5 protein-coding genes are annotated in these 18,497 nt (G+C 63.7%); all 5 read left to right on the forward strand.

Annotated features, from left to right (window positions below; translation table 11 throughout):
• Position 1: 1 nt before the first annotated feature.
• The 5 genes from EEB15_RS02160 (at position 2) to EEB15_RS02180 (ending at position 18,483) form a co-directional block, all read left to right on the forward strand.
• Positions 2-8,173, forward strand: a complete 8,172-nt coding sequence (locus EEB15_RS02160) for an RHS repeat-associated core domain-containing protein (protein WP_158289964.1) — start codon at positions 2-4, stop codon at positions 8,171-8,173.
• Between the two features lie 260 nt (positions 8,174-8,433).
• Positions 8,434-9,204, forward strand: coding sequence for a hypothetical protein (locus tag EEB15_RS02165; protein WP_141507875.1), 771 nt, complete (start codon positions 8,434-8,436; stop codon positions 9,202-9,204).
• Positions 9,205-9,236: 32 nt separating this feature from the next.
• Positions 9,237-10,217, forward strand: coding sequence for a hypothetical protein (locus EEB15_RS02170; protein WP_141507876.1), 981 nt, complete (start codon positions 9,237-9,239; stop codon positions 10,215-10,217).
• A 229-nt stretch (positions 10,218-10,446) separates the two neighbouring features.
• On the forward strand, positions 10,447-11,196 hold the full coding sequence (locus EEB15_RS02175; protein ID WP_141507877.1) for a hypothetical protein: 750 nt from the start codon (positions 10,447-10,449) through the stop codon (positions 11,194-11,196).
• Between the two features lie 525 nt (positions 11,197-11,721).
• Complete coding sequence (locus EEB15_RS02180) at positions 11,722-18,483, forward strand: carboxypeptidase regulatory-like domain-containing protein (RefSeq protein ID WP_141507878.1); 6,762 nt, start codon at positions 11,722-11,724, stop codon at positions 18,481-18,483.
• The last annotated feature ends 14 nt before the right edge of the window (positions 18,484-18,497 follow it).

Genomic DNA, 18,497 nt, shown 5'->3' on the forward strand with positions numbered 1-18,497 from the left:
AATGACAACCACCAGCATCATCCGCCGCACCGCCCTGGCCGCTCTCCTGCCCATGGCCCTGGCGTTCGCGCTGCCCCTGGCCGTCCAGGCCCAGGGCAACTCCGGCAAGCAAAACCAGATCGACACGACCAAGTCGCAAGCCGCCGCGCACCGCGGCGGGCTGGCTGCCCAGCGCGCCTGGCTGCAAGGCAAGTCGTTGCCCGCCACCGCGCTGGCCCGTCATGACCAGCTCGCCGCCGAGTTCGAACGCCGCGCTGCGGAGTTCGAGCGCGTCTCCAACGCCTGGAAGGCCGATCCGTCGGAGGCCAAACTTCGCGAACTCGATGCGCTCCTTGCGCAATACAAGGCCAGCGGCAAAGCACCGGTGCTACCCGCCAAGCTGCCCTGGGGCGCACCGGTCACCAACCCGCGCCTGCCCGCGGAAACCAAGACCGCCTGGTACCGCATCCTCACGCGCGACGAGCGGGTGCAGCTGGCACAAGCGGGCCTGACGACCGTCGGCGGCATCCGCTTTACCACCGTGCCCGAAGCCGGCGAAGCGCCGCAGGACGCCGACCTGGCTGAGACCGGCGAAGTGGTGCTCACCGCCGCCATCCGCGCCAAGGCGCAGGAGCTGGGCAAGAACCCGGTCAACATCTTCAACTGGGTGCGCGCCAATGTGCAGTTCGCCCCCACCTGGGGTGCGACCCAGACGGCCGACGCCACGCTGCGCAGCCTGCGCGGCAACGCCACCGACACCGCGAGCCTGACCATCGCGTTGCTGCGCGCCTCCGGCATTCCTGCTCGTTACCAGTTCGGCACGGTCGACGTGCCGGCGGCCACGGCGATGAACTGGCTGGGCGGCCTCGCGCAACCCGAGGCAGCCATTGGCCTGCTGCAGCAAGGCGGCATCGCCGCGCGCGGCATCAGCGAGGCCGGTCAGATCAAGACCATCCGCATGGAACATGTGTGGGTGAGCGCGTATGTGAACTGGGCGCCCTCGCGTGGCGCGCGTGATGGCGGCGCGGCATTGAGCCCGCCCCAGCATCCCAGCCCCAATGCGCCGCTCAACCTCTGGGTGCCGCTGGACGCTTCCTTCAAGCAGCACCAGTTCACCGCCGGCCTCGACCTGGCGACCGTCGCGCCCTTCAATGTGGCCGGTGCGATCGACACCGCGCGCCAAGGCGCCACCTGCACCGCCGCTTCCGCCGCGCAAGTGAACCAGGCCGCGTTGGCCGCGCAGTACGCGCAGTTCAAGACGCAGGCGCAGCAGCAACTCACGGGCCTGGGCAACGACAGCCTGGTCTCGCAGATCCTGGGCAAGAGCGCGATCGGGGTGCAGCCGCAACCCTTGCTCGCCGGCACCCTGGCCTTCCCCACGGTCGCGGCCAACACCGCCGTACCGGCCCTCACGCCGTCGTTGCGCTGGCGCCTGCAACTGAGCCTGACCCAGGGCCTGGACTCCGTCCTCTCCCTGGACAAGCCCTTGCCCGAACTCGAAGGCCAGCCGCTGAGCCTGTCCTTCGTTCCCGAGACCGAAGCCGACGCCCAAGCCCTGGCCGCCCTGCTGCGCCCCGGCGCAGGCGGTGACGCCGCCACCGGCCTGCCCACACGCATCGCCGCCTACCTCGTCAAAGTGAAAGCGCAACTGCGCCTGGGCAATCAGGTCGTCGCCGAAGGCGGCAGCTTCACCCTGGGCCAGCCGCTGACCTTGCGCACCCTCCTGCAAAACCCGGAAGGCAACGCTGGCGCTTCCGAAGCCACCGTCACCGCCGGTGAAACCCATGTTTGGGCGGTGCAAGGGCAAGCCCAAAGCGCTGCCATGCCCGCGGCCGCCGCGCAGCGCCTCGCAGCCCTCCGCACGCAACTCGATGGTGCGCAGCTGCCTTCCGGCTTTGACCAGGCCAGCCAATTGCTGTGGGGCACGGCCGCCGCCTTCCAGGCCAGCCTGGATGCCAAGTCGCGCCTGTACCAGCGCGCTGCCGGCGCTGTCGAAACCCGCTTGCCCGGCGTCACTCGCGCTTCTTCCCGCTTCGAAACCGAAGAAGCCTTCGGCTTGGTCCTGAACGTGCGCCCGGCCGGTGTCGGCTTGCACGCTGACCGCCTGGGCGCCGCCGTCGCATCGCGCACCGCCGCCACCGCTCCCGGCTACAGCCGGCAAAGCCTGGAGCGCGCCAGTGCCGAATCGCACGCGCTGCTCAATCGCCTGTTCGGCGCCGGCGGCGCCGGTGCCCAATCGGCCCTGTCGGGCCTGGCCGCCGCGGCGGCGCAGGGCCAGACCATCTGGCGCGCCGATGCGACGACCATCGACCAAGTGCGCACTGCTCTGGACCCCGAATCCACCGTACGCGCGCAAGTCGACCAGGCCGTGGCCAACGGCATGCAGGCCCTGGTCGCGCAAAACTATGCAGACCTGGGCGGCCTGCCCATGGACCCGCTGGTCGTGCTGGATGCCCAAAGCGGTAGCGCCGGCTACAGCGTCACCTCGCGCAATATCCCCGTGGTGCAGCTCGCCGCCCAGCGCCCCGGCCTCACCGGCTGGCTCGGCCTGGCCGATGCGCAAGCGAGCAAAGTGCTAACGGCGCCTGCGCTCGACGCCGCCGTGGCCCAGCTCAACACCGCCCAGTCGCTGCTCGGCGACATCGACACCCAGCGCTGGCAAGCGTTTGCCGGCCAGGGCGAGGTGCTCGACGGCGTGTACACCAGCCGCTTGGTCGAAGCCGCGTCCACCGCCAACGCCTGCGACTGGCTCATCTCTACACTGGGCAGCCAGCTGGGTTCGGGCCTGCCGGGCACGTCGGCGTTGAACCGCGCGCCGGTCATCGCCAGCACACCCGTCACCACCGCGCAGGCCGACCTGGCCTACAGCTACGCCGTCAGTGCCAGCGATGCCGATGGCGATGCGCTGGCCTACAGCCTCAACGGCGCACCCAGTGGCATGACCATCAGCAACACCGGCCTGGTCAGCTGGCCGCGCCCGGTGGCCGGCAGCTTCGCCCTCACGCTGCAAGTGAGTGATGGCAAAGCGATCGCACAGCAGAACTACACCCTCACCGTCAGCGCCGCCGGTGCCGGCTTGAACGTGGGCCTGGCGCTGAACCCGAGCATCGCCAACCCAGGCCAGACCGTCACCCTGATCGTGTCGGCCGCATCGACCAACGGCGCTGTCACCCGCACCGCCACCATTGATGGCGTGAACCTGCCGCTGGACGCGCAAGGCGTGGCGGTGTTTACCGCTCCCGCCTCCGGCGCCCACCCGATCGTGGTCAATGCCAACGATGGCAAGAGCACGGTGAGCCGCGAAGCCATCCTCACCGTCAAGGACGCGAGCGATACGGTGGCGCCCACGGCAGCCATCGCCAGCCCCGAGGCTGACGCCGGCCTGCGCGGAGTGGTCAACATCACCGGCACCGCCACCGATGCGCGCTTCGCGTATTACAAGCTGCTGCTGCGCCGCGTCGGCGAGAGCGACTTCGCGTGGCAGGAGATCGGCCGCGGCTTGACGCAAGTGAGCAACGGCACCCTGGGCCAGATCGACACCAGCCGCTACCAGAACGGGCTGTACCAGATCGGGCTGTTCGTGGTGGATGTGAACGGCGCGCAGAGCAGCGCCAGCGTCACCGTCGAATTCCTGGGCAACCTGAAGCTCGGCCAGTTCCGATTGAGCTTTGCCGACGTGCGCGCAGAAGCGCCGGGCGTGCCGCTGATGCTGACCCGCACCTACGACAGCACCAAGAAGGACGTGTTTGGCGACTTCGGCTGGGGCTGGAGCGCAAGTGGCCAGGACATCACCGTCAGGAAGAACATGGCGCTGGGCCTGAGCTGGGTGGTCGAAACCCGCACCTTCCAGAACTGCCTGTTCCCGCTGGGCAAGCGCCGCATCACCATCAGCCTGCCCGATGGCGGGATGTACCGGTTCGACGCAAGGAACGCCGTGGAATGCAGCTTCGCCGTTGTGCCCGAACCGGACGTGCAGTTCGACCCCGTACCCGGCCCCATCGGCGGCTCCAGCGGCGGCGTGAACGCGGCCGGTCAGCTCAAGGTCATCGACGGCGCCTTGGTCCAGGCCCGGGGCGGCATGCTGATCGACGAAGAAGGCAACCCGTGGAACCCCAAGGACTTCGAGCTGACTACCGGCGAAGGCTTCAAGTACCAGCTGCGCGAAGGCGTGGGCATCCTGAACGTCACGGACCCGTACGGCAACAAGGTGACCTACGGCGCCAACGGCTACAGCCACAGCGCCAATCTGAGCGTCACCTTGACGCGTGATGCGCAGGGCCGCATCACCCGGGCGACGGACCCGAACGGTAAGAGCCTCGCCTATGCGTACAACAGCCAGGGCGAACTGGAATCGGTGACGGACCGGGACGGCAAGGTCACCAAGTTCAGCTACGCCACCGTGGCCGGCGCCAACACGGGCGCGACCAGCGGCAATGCCGACATGAAGCACCTCTTGGCCAGCATCACCGACCCGCGCGGCCAGGTGGTGATGAGCAACCAGTTCGATGAGTACGGGCGCTTGACGGGCACGGCCGATGCATTGGGGCAAGCCTCGAAGCAGGAGTTCGACGCTGCGAACTTCAAGCAGACCGTCACAGACCGGCGCGGCAACAAGACGGTCTACACCTTCGATGGCGACGGCAACATCACTCAGAGCGTGAATGCGCTGGGGCAGACGACGACGTTCACGTTCGATGCCAACGGCAACGAGACCCGCGTGACCAATGCGTTGGGGGAGAAGACTGAGCGGACGTTCGATCCGGTGACGGGCACGCAGACCAGTGAGAAGAACCATCTGGGGCACACCACGAGAACGGGCTACTCCATGGGTAAGACCTGGCAGCGGCTGAATCCGGTCTCTACGACTGACGCGCGTGGCAATACCACGTCCATCAGCTACGTCGATCCTCAGCAACCGGGGGCCACGCCCATACAGATCGGTGAACCGTTGGGACGCATCACCGGAATCGGCCAGGACGTCAAGGGCAATCCGGTGAGTCTGAACGTGGCCGGTGTGCTGACTAGCTTCAGTTACGACGGCCAAGGACGCAAGACCCAGGAAACCAACGGCCTGGGCCAGAAGACAACGTATGCCTACGACACCAACGGCAACGAAACCAGCCGCACGGTGTTCAAAAGCGTCAATGGTGCCACCGTCACCTTCACCACGACCAAGAAGTACGACAGCGAGAAACGGGTCATCGAGGAAACTGACGCGCTGGGCGGCAAGAGGACGACCACATACGATGCAGCCGGCAAGGTGGCGACCCAGACCGATGCCAAGGGACAGGTCACGACCTACGCCTATGACGCTAACGCAAGATTGACCAAGACCACTTACCCGGACGGCACGAGCGACAACACGGCCTACGATGGCGAAGGTAATGAGATTGTTAAGACTGACCGCCAGGGCCGCAGCACGCGCATGGAGTACGACGCGCTGAACCGGCTAGGCAAAACCACGTACCCGGATGGCAGCAGCGACAGCATTGAGTACGACGCCGCAGGACGGACCGTCGCCACGGTGGATCGCAACGGCAAGCGCAGCACCATGGAATATGACGCAGCCGGACGCCAGACGGCCAGCGTCGATGCTACCGGCCGCAGAACCAGCCAGACCTATGACGAGAACAGCAACCGCACCAGCGTCACCGTGGATGGCCGAACCACTGGTTTCATCTACGACGCACTCAACCGCTTGACCAAGATCACGTTGCCGGACGGCAGTACCCAAACTACGGCATACCGGACGGACAACCGCAAACAGAGCGAAACGGATCCCCGCGGCGTGGTGACCAGCTATGGCTACGACCTGGCCGGACGCTTGACTAGCGTTGCGCAGTCCTTGAGCGTGACCGCCACCGCGACCACGACCTACGGCTACGACGAAAGCGGCGCCAAGATCAAACAGGTCGACGCGCTGGGCCGCACCACCACCTGGAGCCTCGATGGCAATGGCCGCATCACCGGGCGCACTATCCAGGACGGGACGACGGAATCGAGCCAGTACGATATCGAAGGCAATCGCCTGACCAAGAAGACGTTTGCCGGCGAGACCCTGACCTTTCAGTACGGCCCCGAAAACCGCCTTACTGGTCAGGTTGTGCCCGCAGGCACGGGCGGCAACAGCGCGGTCCCCAGTGCGGCGATCAGCTACAGCTACACCGCCGGCGGGCAGTTGGAAAGCCAGCAGGAGCAAGGCCCCACTACGCTGGGCGGCACGCAAACCTATCGCTACGACGCCAATGGCCGCCTGGTGCAGGTCAAGAGCCTGATCGGCCAGATCAGCTACTCGCTGGACGCCAACGGCGCCGTTGTGGAGCGCAGCATCGACGGCGTCGGCACGACGAAGAACGAATACGACGCCGCGGGCCGCTTGGCCAAAGTTGCCGCTTCGGATGGCAAGCAGGCTCGCTACACCTATGACCAGGCCGGACGCATCACGACGGTTGAGCGGGACCTGAATGCCAAGGACGGCCAAACCCAGGTCCTTGTCAGCTACAACCGTTACGACGGCGCGGATCGTGTCGTGGCGCTCGCTGAGGTCAAGCGGATCGGCATGGCGGAAACGCTGGTTGCCGGACAGGCATTGACGCGGAATGCCGGCGGCACGATCAGCAAGATCGAGACGCATCGCGCGGGCAGCAGCTACGACAGCGGGACGGGCCAGTTCACCGGAGTGCCGGCTACCACGCAGGCGTTCGAGTACGACGGCAACGCACGCCTGACCAGAGAGACTCGGGTGCAGGGCAGCATAACCGTGGACACGGCGTATGAGTACGACGCCGTGGGCAACCGCACGAAGAAGACTGTGAGCACGGCCGCCGGCACTGAGATCACGACTTACACGTACGACGCCGCTGACCGGCTGACTCAGGAGAGCACCAGCCTAGCCGCCGGCGGCAACCGCCTCACGGTGTACACCTGGGATGGCAATGGCAATCTGGCGAGCAAGGCCGAGCCGGGCAAGGTCACGCTGAATCGGTTCGATCCGGAAAACAGGCTGATTGACATGCGCAACGGTGCCACCCTGGCGCAAGCCCAAGCGGCTGCACCGGGCGTGACCTACGCGTACGACGCCGCCGGCAATCGGGTTAAGAAGGGCGGTGCTCTCGCGACGAGCTACCTGATCGATAGCAGCCATAGTTATGCGCAGCTCGCGCTGGAATCCCGTGCCGGTGAGACCACGGCCTATGTGCGCGGAATACAGCTCGTTCGACAGACAAAGATTAATGGCTCGGCAACGCAGGATCTGTTCCCCTTACACGGCCATCTCGGAACGAGCATGGGCGCGATTGATGCAGACGGCAACTCAGTTGAGCAGATAGATGTAGATGCGTTTGGCAATCTGTATCAATCTGCAGAACCACAGCAGACTCACCTGTATACCGGCGAATACTGGGATCAAGACGCCCAGTTGGTGTATCTCAGGGCGCGGTGGTATGACCCCCGGATTGGGCGGTTTGTATCGGCCGATCCCTTCGAAGGAAAGCAGCAGAATCCGAGGTCTCTCAATCGGTACTCATACGCCGATGCAGAACCAATCCATCATATGGATCCGTCGGGCAAGATGAGTCTTGGCGACGTTGGCTCTGCCATGTCGACTATGGTCAGCTTGTCGATGAGGGCGTACGACATTTATAGCTTTGTGTCGATGTTGGTGCCGGATGAGGACGATGACACTCCTGACGGTAAGCCCACGCTCTGGGACGGCATGATGGCCGAGGTGATCCGTTCGACGTTTGGGAGTGCGAGCTCAATTCCTGATATTGGCCTGGCCGCCGCCTTTGGCGGTGGGTGGTTGCAGCCTAAGCATCACACGATTCCCGAATACATGTGCGGGGCGGGCGCCCAGGAACGTGTAAAACTCAGCTTCTCCGACCACTCCCGGCTCCACACGCAACTGTACGGTTTGCACCTGAGCGTCAAAGTTTTGTCCACTGCGTATGACCTTCTCTTCCGAAAGAAGAAGAAAAAGGAAAATATGTCGCCGATCGCTCAAGTTGCAAGAACCCATCTCGGACGGTATGCTATTTCGGAAGGATTGCATGCGTTCTATGAAGCGGAAGGGTATTGGACAATGGGGGTCAGCGAGACAGGCCCCGCCTTTGGCCACCTGGGATCAGTCTTCCTGCGGGAAAGGGCGCGATATATCCGGAATCATCATTCCTTTCCGGCGTGCAAGAAGCAATGACCTATGCAATTTCGTCTCAGGCCACGTCTCTGGGCGATTTCCAGACCCATGGGCCAGGCTGGCTTGGCCGTATCCTGCAGAGATCAGATAGCGTTTCGGTCACATTCACGGAACTCGCCAGTCTTCGTGGCTCCTCCGTTCTTGTGGCAGCACCCAAGGATCATGTTTTCTGCTCGCTACCGGAGAGCATCTATAGCTGTGGGTTTGGGCACTGGCCTGCTGGACCGAGCCCACGGCGCGCTTGGTTGGAGCGCTCATTCATGCGTCCGGACGTCGATCGGGATTTCTTGAAGGAACTGAGAAGCGCGCGCATCTCTCCTAAGGCTATTCCGTATGGAACGTTTCCATACGTTGGGGGAACGTCCACGGTATCGGACATGGGCTATGGCAAGGGTTTAATGCCACTGCAGCCGCAGTGGTTCAGGAATTACTTAATCCCTTCGCACAAGCGCGACGAATTCCTTAAGGTCTTGGAGGGATTGCTAGTCGAGCGTGGCCGGTTCGCCTGTAGGCAATTCTCCGATCAGGCCATACCGGCGGACATCGACTCGCACTTTAGCGAATCAGATATGAGAGAAGAGGCGCTCATTTGGTCTTACTACGCTTGGACGGGTGCGTCGTCCGGGCAGCCGCCGCTTAAATTGCAGGAGCGCGCGATCGAACTACTAAGCCAGGCTGTGCTTTCCGCCGAGTCCGATATCTTGCCAGTATTCGATTGCCTGAGTCCGGCTTTTGGCGAATTTACGGCGCGCTTCGAACTAGCCGATTCCAAGCCCCAATCGACAGGGCATTTCAATGCAGAAGTTATCTCGAGTTATCGATTGAGGCTCGCGAGACTGAGTGGGTGGCCGATATTTTTCCCCGCTGTCAAGCCCATTCCGGAGCGCATGCGGTTGCGAATTACCGGGTTTCCCCAGAATCCCAAAACGATGCCTTACGAAATACTGTCCGAGGCAGAATCCTATTTGGATGAAACTCTTGCTCGGTTTCCCAGCTATGCGCAAGATCCCATGGAGGAGCTGTACAAATAGAAAGCTAGCGCAAGTACGTTCTGGAGCACCAATTGCATGCGATAGCGCCTACGCCGATCGAGTGGCGAGATGTCCAGGAGTTGTTTGGGCCGAACCTGGTTCGCTTTCAAGCGCCATCGCAGGCGCTGCTGCTACGCGCAGAGGTTCGTGATGTCGGCTTCGCAGTTCACTGGCTCGTTGCGGCTGTAGGGCACTACCTCTTTTTCGCGCCGCGCTACAGGTACATCGCATGGAGCGACCTAGCGCAATGGCATCGCTTATTCTTCCTACCCGAACGTGTTCAACAGATCAAGCAATTCGCACGCGGCCAAAAATGGCCATTCCGGATGATTCCTGTGCTGGAGGGCATCAGCGAATCGTTGGTGGACTTTGGCGCCGATTTCGACGGTAGGAACGAGTTGATCGCTGTCGAGGAGTACGTGCTCCCGGCGGAGCACGCCGCGGAAGATCGACTCCTGTCCTACTTGCGCGAGTGGGAGCAGACGTTTGCTGCCTACATGTACAGGGATCTGTCTCATTCTTTACATACGGGGCCAGGGGCGCGGCTGATGACTGCGCTGCATACGAACCCCCTCGTGGTGCAAGAGGCAGCGATGAAAAGCGAAGTGAAGCGTTCGACCAAGCTGTTAATTGATGTGCTTGATCGTTGGTCAGCAGACGAGGTATTGACCCACCTTGCCACCCAGGACACATTCCCCGGATTGCTTCGGCATGATCTTGTGCCGGGTGTGCCGACGCCCGACAGCGCGAGAAAGGACTGGCAGGGACTTTACGAGCTTAGGGTGGCGTTCCTCGAGAAATTTGCCTTCCCGTGGTTCTACCGTCCTGCACTCGCGATGCTTGGCGCCGAAGGGCCGCGGCACTCATTGACGGCGTCGCAGCTCGTGGAGCAGGGAGCCCGACCGCTTAGCCAGCCAGTTTGCCCCGAGGAGTTTCGAGCGCGCGTCGGTTTGGTAGCGCTCAGGCTAGAGCAGACTTACCCAATTCTGGCCCGTGAGCCAGTGGCGCCCTGAAACCCGCCAGGAGACGAGTTTGGGGGTTGGCTTCAACATCTCACCACGCCCGGTTTCGCAAGAGGGTTGATGACCGGAATTTGCTGCCCTCCTTCGGGAACCAGGTTACAGGTTGACGATCACGCGACGTGGGTGACATTCATGTTGGACAAGAAGGAAGCGAGGGTTCGGCAATGACCTGCCCATCGATGACGTTCTCGCTATTCGATAATTAACGTTCTTTACCAAAATGAATCCCTTTGGCAGAGCCACCAAGAATTTTTTGGTCGCGCGTGGATACCAGTACAAAAGGATTTTTTCGAAATTCCTCCCCGACTCTGGGCTCTTGCTGGAAGTGTCGTTCAGGCCTGTGAAAGACGCATTTAGGGAGGGTCAGGCCTACGGCCACGCCATTTGCTTAAAAGTTTACTATCCGCGCGCGAAAGATTTCTTCTTGGTATCACCGGACGAGTTTCGGGATCTGAGAAAAGACGGAACGTTACGGCATGTGTGCTACACGACCGAGACTTCCGGCATCTATAGCAAGGCAGAAGGCGATTTGGTCAGCTCGGTTCTCGAGAGATGGTTCGATTTTTGGGAGGAGAAGCTTTCGACACCAAGGTACGCGCTGGAAATACTCACGGCTTTGCGCGGGCGTGCCCCATTCCCTGCATACCTTTCCTGCATTAACGAGTACGTCGCCAAGGATGAAGCCGACAAGGTTCGCTTCGAGATGGCAAAAGAAGGGTGTGTATGGCCGTTCGACGGAGGAATCAATCTGAAGGCCTATGTCGCATTCTTGATCTCAGGTGGACTCTATTCAGAGGCCACCAGTTTGATCACCGACGCGCTGGATGAGCGATATTTCAAGGGCGTCAGGTTTGCGCGTGTGGTGATGGACGATCTCATGCTAAAACTACAAGCCGACGCTATGTGCGCGAAGGTTAAGCTGAGCGAAGCCAACATCCAAACGCTCAAGGAATTGGGGCATCTGACATGATCGGTGGCCCGGCCGGCGGCTGAATTCGTTCTTACGGCCGTATGGTGAAAATATTCAGCGAGTGCATCCGTAAAGCGTTTGCCGAGCGGATGTAGCGGTCCGACAAACTCCGCAAGATGAAGCTTCCTGTTGAATACTCCGGGGATCTGGCGAGTTCGCAGGTCTATCAATGGAAGAGCGAGGGCGCGTAGTCTTGGCTGCCCTGGTCTTGGCCTCGGGAAGCTCGGCCTCGACTGGGCTGCGGGGGACGACTGGTCGACCGTCTCCGTCTACTGATGCCCCCTGAAGAATTCCTCCTTCCCACAAGCGATCACTTGATGGCTGGAACAAGTCACTGACACGAGTCGGTCACCGGGGACGGCCGCCCAGCCTCTGGAAGTGCGTCTGACGCAAAACGCCTTGTCTTCGCGCGTAGAGAAGTAATAATCCATGCGTGAAATAAGCAAAAACAAGCACTGATTTCGTACAGCAGCGCCGCGGCATGCCGTGGCGGCCGCGTGACGTGCATGTGCGGAGGAAAACATCATGCGAAAGCGGCTTGCTGCCTGGGCGGCATCGGGGTGGGATAGCGTGCGCGCACTCAAGCGCGGGCTGCTGGCTGCATTGGCACTCACGATGGCGGCGGCGGTCCTGGGAGCGCCTGCCGATGTGGCGCGTGGCTTGGCGTGGCTGCAGTCGCAGGTGCGAGCCGACGGCAGCTTTCTGGGCCAGCCACTGGACGGCGGCCAGCAACTGGCGCGCTGCGAAACCGCCACCACCCTGATCAAACTGGCGGGCAACAGCGCTCAGGTCGCATCCCTGCTGGCCGCCCTGCAGTCATCCGACGGCGCCACCGAAACCCAGGCTTGCTGGCAACAGCTGCGCCAGCAATTGGGGCAAACCATTCTCGGCTCCGACGTCGAGCAGCGCCGTGTGCCGCAGCAGGGCTATTCAGCCTATCCCGCGTCGACGGATCCCAATGCGCTGGACAGCGGCTGGGCCCTCTCGGCCCAATTGCAAAACCTAACCCCCACCGACAAGACCAGCGTGTTGGGCTGGCTGCAAGGCATCCAGCGCGCCGAAGGCAGCTTCGCTGTCGCGGGCAAGCCCAGCCTGCTGACCACAACAGTGGTGCTGCGTGCGCTGAAAGTAGAAGCATCCAACAACACCACGGCCGCCTCCATCGCCAACAAAGCCGCTTCCTGGCTGCTGGCCCAGCGCAATGCGCAGGGCAATTGGCTGGGCGACATCGCCACCACCGCCGTCGTGTTCGAGGCCGTTCACCCCTACACCGGCGCAGACGCCGGCATCGCCGGCGGTGTGCAAACCTACCTCCTGGCCCAGCAACAGCCCGACGGTTCATGGCAAGGCGACGCCTATGCGACCGCAGTGGCATTGCGCGCGCTGGCGCTGACATCGGTGAGTCCGCAGGACCCGACCCGCGCCGGCCTGAAGATCAAGTTCGCCGACGCCCGCACCGGGACTGCCGTGCCCGGTGTGCGGCTGGAGTCGATCAACCCGGCCGTCTCGGCGTTGGCCGACGGTGCGGGCCAAGTGCAATTGGCCGGCCTGCAACCTGGCGCCTATCAATTTGCCGCCAGCCTGAGCGGCTACGCCACCGTCACCATCAGCGCCACGCTGGCGGCGGGCCAGACGCTGGACCTGGGCGTCATCCAGCTGATCTTGCCCACCGGTTCGACGGCGTCCGTCGTCAGCGGCACCGTCCGCGAGCAAGGCAGCAACCTGCCGGTTCCCGATGCCACCGTGACGGTCGAAGGCCAGGCGCGGTCGGCCGTCAGCGCGCCCGATGGCAGTTACCTCATCTCCAACGTCACGCCCGGCACGGTGACGCTGGTTGCCACTCGCACGGGCTACTTGGCTGCGTCCGGCAAGGGAACGGTCGCGGCGGGGCAGGTGCTCAACTTCTCGCCATGGCTCAGTGCCGATCCAGGGAACGTCGGCGCCACGGACTGCAAGATCGTGGGCGTCGTGCTGGATGCGGCCACCCAGCAGCCCATGGCCGGCGTGTCCGTCAACGTCACCGGCTCCAGCGCCGCGGCGGTCAGCACCGACGCGGCGGGGCGCTACGCTACGCCGAACCTCGTCACCGGCGTGGTCACGGTCAAGACCAGCAAAGCCGGCTACGACAGCGTGACGGCCACCACGCAACTGATCTGCACCAACCTGCGATCCACGGTGGTGGAGTTCTCGCCGCGCATTTACGCCACCGGCCAGACGCCGGCGGGCGGCAACAGCGCCGGGATGTCGGGCGTGGTAATGGATGCGGCCACCAACCAGCCGATCGCCGGGGCGCAGCTCACCGCGACCCCAAGCTTTGGCGCTGCCAAGTCAACGCAAAGCGCCGCCGACGGCAAGTTCCAGTTCAGCGGGCTGGATGGTGTCAGTGCGCAATTGCAGGTGACGGCTTCGGGCTATGAAGGCGTGACGCAGAGCTATGCGCTGACCCCGCTGCAAACCATTGACATCGGGCAGCTGCGATTGCGCGCACCCAAGGTGCAGCAATTGCTGCCGGATCTGAAAGTGGTCCAGGTTCAGCGCGACACGGCACGCACGGATGCGCAGACATTGGCGCTTTCAGGATCGGTTCAGGTGCAGGTTGCCAACGTCGGAACGCAGGCATCTCCAAGCGAAATCGCCCTCACGGCGTTTGTCGATGCCGATCGCAACAACCGGTACGACGCGGCAACCGATCCGGTTGTGGGCATGGCCACGCTCGCGATCACGCTTCCGCCAGGAGGTACTTCCAGCGTCGCCATCAGCGTGCAGGGCGTCATGCCATTCCGCGACGCGCCGGTTCATGTGATGGTCGATTCCGCGGCCGCCGTTGCTGAAGTCGACGAAACAAACAACGTCCGGTCGCTTGCTGACGAGGCGCTGCTCCTGCCGACATCCAAGACATTCGATCCGGTCTTGAAGTGGTCGTGGTCCGGCGGCGGTGTGCTGCCGCTTTCCAAGGACGTGATGATGGCCCCAATCGCCGTGCCAACCCGTGACACCAACGGAGACGGAAAGATCAACGGCGATGATGTTTCCAACGTGATCTTCACCAGTTACCAGGGCTACTACTCCCAGGCTGGCAGCGGTGTGATTCGCATCCTGGACGGCCGCACCGGTGCGGAGATCAATACCCTGAGCAATTCCCCTGTCGCGACCGTCGGCGGGCTGGCGGCGGCGGATCTGGACGGCGACGGCGTGCCGGAGATCGTCGGGATGAGCGCTCCTTCGGCCAGGCCCATCGCGCTGCGGCCGGACGGCAGTGTGCTCTGGGCCGCAACGACAGGCACCGTTCCGTATTGGGCCGCCAACGGCGGCAACTGGAGCGCGCCCCTCATCGCGGACCTCGATGCCGACGGCATACCGGAAGTGATCTCCAGCAACAACGTCTACAACGGGAGAACCGGCCAGTTCAAATGGAAGGCGAGTGGCCCGCACATCGGAACTTCTGATACTCAATTCCCGGCGTACTACTCCATTCCGGTCGTGGCCGACCTGTTCGGGACCGGGAAGCAAAACCTGATCCTCGGGGCCAGCGTCTATGAGGCTGACGGAACACCGGTGTGGATCAAGACTAATGCCGTCGATGGCTATGGCGACGGCCATATCGGCATAGCGGATTTCGATAGGGACGGTTTCCCTGAGCTGGTGCTGGTGTCGGCCGCGAAGGTCTGGCTGCTGGACCGGTTCGGCAACAAGATCTGGGGGCCGATCCAGATTCCCAACTCCAACATCTGGGGCGGCCCTCCCACCATCGCCGACTTCGACGGTGACGGCGTTCCCGACATCGGCGTGGCGACAACCCGGTCGTATGCGGTGCTCAGGGCCAACGGCACCATCATGTGGACGAGCGCAGCCAAGGACTTCGGCTCGGGCATGACCGGTTCGACTTCATTCGATTTCCACGGCGATGGAAAGCCGAAGGTCGTCTATTCGGACGAGTCTTCGATCTTCGTGCTGGATGGTGCGACGGGCGTCGTTTCGCTTCGAATTCCTTCCAGTTCCGCCACGACGTTCGAGTACCCCATCGTGATCGACGCCGATCGCGACGGCCATGCCGAATTCGTCACCATCCGGAACAACTACGCCGGGCACGCCGATTCCGCACCTGGGTCCGGTATTCGTGTCTATCAAGACAAGGACAACTCCTGGGTGGGCACGCGAGGCATCTGGAACCAGCACGTGTACAGCATCACCAACATCAACGATGACCTGACGGTTCCCCGCGTCCCGGTTCAGTCCTGGAAGTCGCACAACACGTACCGCTTGAACAAGCGGCTCGAAGCCGATGCGCGCGCAGTACCGGATCTCACGGTCGGCTATGTGCGCGTGGCCGACGGGGGCTCGTCCGGCTCGACGCTCACCGTGCGGGCCGGCAACGCAGGCGGCTACAAGGTGGCCGTGGGCGCGAAGTTGGCCGTCTACGCCAGCAACCCGGCCTTGGGCACGCCCACGGCTTCGGCCTTGGTGGGTACGGCAACCGTGCCGTCTGAACTGCAGCCCAACGAATGGCGCGACATCGCCATCCCCGTCAACAAGAACCTGGCCAGCCTGAACGCCCTGGGCCAGATCTGGATCGTCGGCGACGACGACGGCACCGGCAAGACCGCCTTCATCGACTTCGACCGCAGCAACAACACTGTGGCCGGCGACCTGCCCTTGATCGCGGCGAACCTTGCGCCGATCGTCTCCACTGATAAGCCCGTTTACTCCGAGGCCGACCAAGCGGTGTTCACGGCCGTCGGGCGCAACTTCGGCAGCTTTGCGCACGATGCGTATGTGCGCTTCAGCGTGCTCGACTCGGCGAGCCTCACGGTCGACACGCTGCCCGTTGGAGTCACCGCGAGCCTTCCCGCGTCCGGCACCGCGAGCATTGCTGGCTTGTGGCCTGTCTCCGGCATCCTCTCCGGCAACTACCAGGTCAGGGCTGATTTGTACTCACCGGCGGGATTGCTGTACGGCAGTGCGACGGCGAGTTTCGTGGTCAGCGCGAGCCAGGTGCAAGCCACCAGTGCGCGCATCAGCGCAGATCGATTGAGCTACAGCACAGCGCAAAGCGTGCAACTCACCTCGCGCGTTGCCAACAACACCAGCAACACCGCGCTGGACAACCTGCAAGCGCGCACCGAAGTGCGCACCGGCGCAGGGCAAAGCGTCATGGTCAGGACCGAGCCCATCGAGCAGTTGGCTGCGAATGGCTTCCGCCAGTACGGCTACAGCCTGGGCGCAGGCACCCTGGCGCCCAGCAACTACGGCGCCACCTTGCAACTGCTGGCCGGCAACGGCTCCGTCCTCGCGCAAAGCACCACCAGCTTCAGCGTCCTGGGCGCAGACCAGACAGGTGTCGGCATCACAGGCCAACTGCAGGCCGTGCCCGACATCCTCTTCGTCGGCCAGAACTCGCACCTGACCCTGCAAGTCACCAACAACTCCACCATGAGCTTGAGTTCGGTGCCCCTGACCGTGCGCGTCGTCGACCCCGTCCTCGCCAGCGTCGTCGCCACCTTCACCACGACAGTGGCCGACTGGACCGCCGGCGAGGCCCGCAGCTTCGGCTTCGACTGGAGCGCGCTGGGCGAGCACGGGCAGAACCTCGTCGCTGTCGCCAGCGCCGTCGTCGCCGGCAAGGACATCCCGCTGGCCCAGGCCAACCTCAAAATCCTGGGCATCCTGTTCACCGGCACCATCGCCGCCGACCCGCGCGAAGTCGAAGCCGGAGACCAGACCAGCCTGGCCTACGGCGTCACCAACCCGACCCCCGTGGCCGGCCGCATGACAGGCAACGTGGCGGTGCAAACCCAGGCCGGCCAGACCCTCACCACCTGGCCGCTGGACCTCGCCATCGCGGGCATGGCCAACTTCGCCGGCAACCAGCTCTACACCACCGGCGAGCAGTTGCAGACCCTCACCGCCGTCCTGAGCCAGCACCTCGGCACCAGCACCTCGGTATTGGCCACCACCACCTTCACCATCATCGACCGCCCGGTGCCGCTGGGCGTGGCCACCGGCTTGAAGGGCCAGGCCCGCATCCTCGTGCTCGTCTCCTGCCCGCCGGGCCTGGGCGCCGCGGACGAAGCCGCCTGCGTGGCCCAGCGCAGCCAGGCCATCGTCACCTACTTCAGCGGCTTGGGCATCACCGCCAAGACGGTAACAACGCGCGACGCCTTCGCAGCCGAGATGTGCTGCGGCTCGTACAACACCTACTGGTTGAGCGGCGGAGCCACCAAGCTCGACGCGCAGACCGTGGGCGAACTCGAGCAAACCGTCTACCGCGGCGAAGCCCTGTGGATGGACGGTGTGCACGACTCGCGCAACCAGCTGCTGCACCCGGCCGCTGGCGTCAAGGAAATCGGCAAGCTGTCCACCAGCAACCAGGTCGAACACTCGCTCGAGCCGGGCCTGTACGGCGCGGGCGACCTCCCGACCCTGGGCCAGCCCACGAAGTTCGAGCTGACCACGGGAGCGGCGCAAGGCCTGTTCACGCAGGTGCCCGGCCAGCAGGCGCCGGTCCCCGCGATCGTCAGCAACGACCATGGCCGCGGCAAGAGCCTGCTGTTTGCCTTCGACCTGGCGGCCATGATCACCGCCGACGTGGTGCAGGCCAACAGCCAGCTGGCCGGCTTCGTGAGCACCTCGGCCAGCTACGGCGTCAGCGGCAGCCCGACGCTGACACTGGGCGACATCACGCAGCTGAGCGCGAGCATCAACAACCAGGGCACCCGCACGGTCTCCTTCAAGGCCGAGGCCACGCTGCCGGCGGCGCTGGCATCGATCTCTACCGCACCGCAGGCGCAACTCACCGTCAACACCGACGGCAGCACGCTGGCCACCTGGAACTTCACCCTGGCCGGGGGCGCCACGCAGGAGCTCAACTGGCTGGTGCGCGCGACGCAGGCGGGCAGCTACAGCGTGCCGCTGTCGATCTACAGCATGCCGAATGTGGGCAGCAGCTTGCCGCCCAAGCTGCGGGTCACCACGACGTTCGTGGTGGATGTGAAGGACGCAGCCAGCCTGGTGCAGCAGCCGCTGCCGGCGGCCACTGCGCTGGAGCCCACGGCCAGCGCGGACAAGAGCAACAAGACCAAGGCGCTGAGTGCGATTGCCAATGCACAGAGCCTGCACGCACAAGGCAGCTACGAGCAGGCAATCGTGCAGTGGCTGGCCGCGGCCGATGCCATTGCGGGCATCACCTCGGTGGATACCGCAGCCGCACGAGCCGCCGTCGCCTTGGCACTCGAGGCCACCACCGATGCCCTTTGCATCCAGCGCTGCGGCACCGCGGCTTGCCAGTGAGCCGAAGGAGGAAA

Origin of the sequence: Ramlibacter sp. WS9 (assembly GCF_003797765.1) — a bacterium.
GTDB lineage: Bacteria > Pseudomonadota > Gammaproteobacteria > Burkholderiales > Burkholderiaceae_C > Ramlibacter.

Bases quoted from the DNA above. Each gene is read 5' to 3' on its own strand.
- EEB15_RS02165 (WP_141507875.1), top strand. From the start codon at position 8,434: ATGCGTCCGGACGTCGATCGGGATTTCTTGAAGGAACTGAGAAGCGCG.
- EEB15_RS02160 (WP_158289964.1), top strand. From the start codon at position 2: ATGACAACCACCAGCATCATCCGCCGCACCGCCCTGGCCGCTCTCCTG.
- EEB15_RS02180 (WP_141507878.1), top strand. From the start codon at position 11,722: ATGCGAAAGCGGCTTGCTGCCTGGGCGGCATCGGGGTGGGATAGCGTG.
- EEB15_RS02175 (WP_141507877.1), top strand. From the start codon at position 10,447: ATGAATCCCTTTGGCAGAGCCACCAAGAATTTTTTGGTCGCGCGTGGA.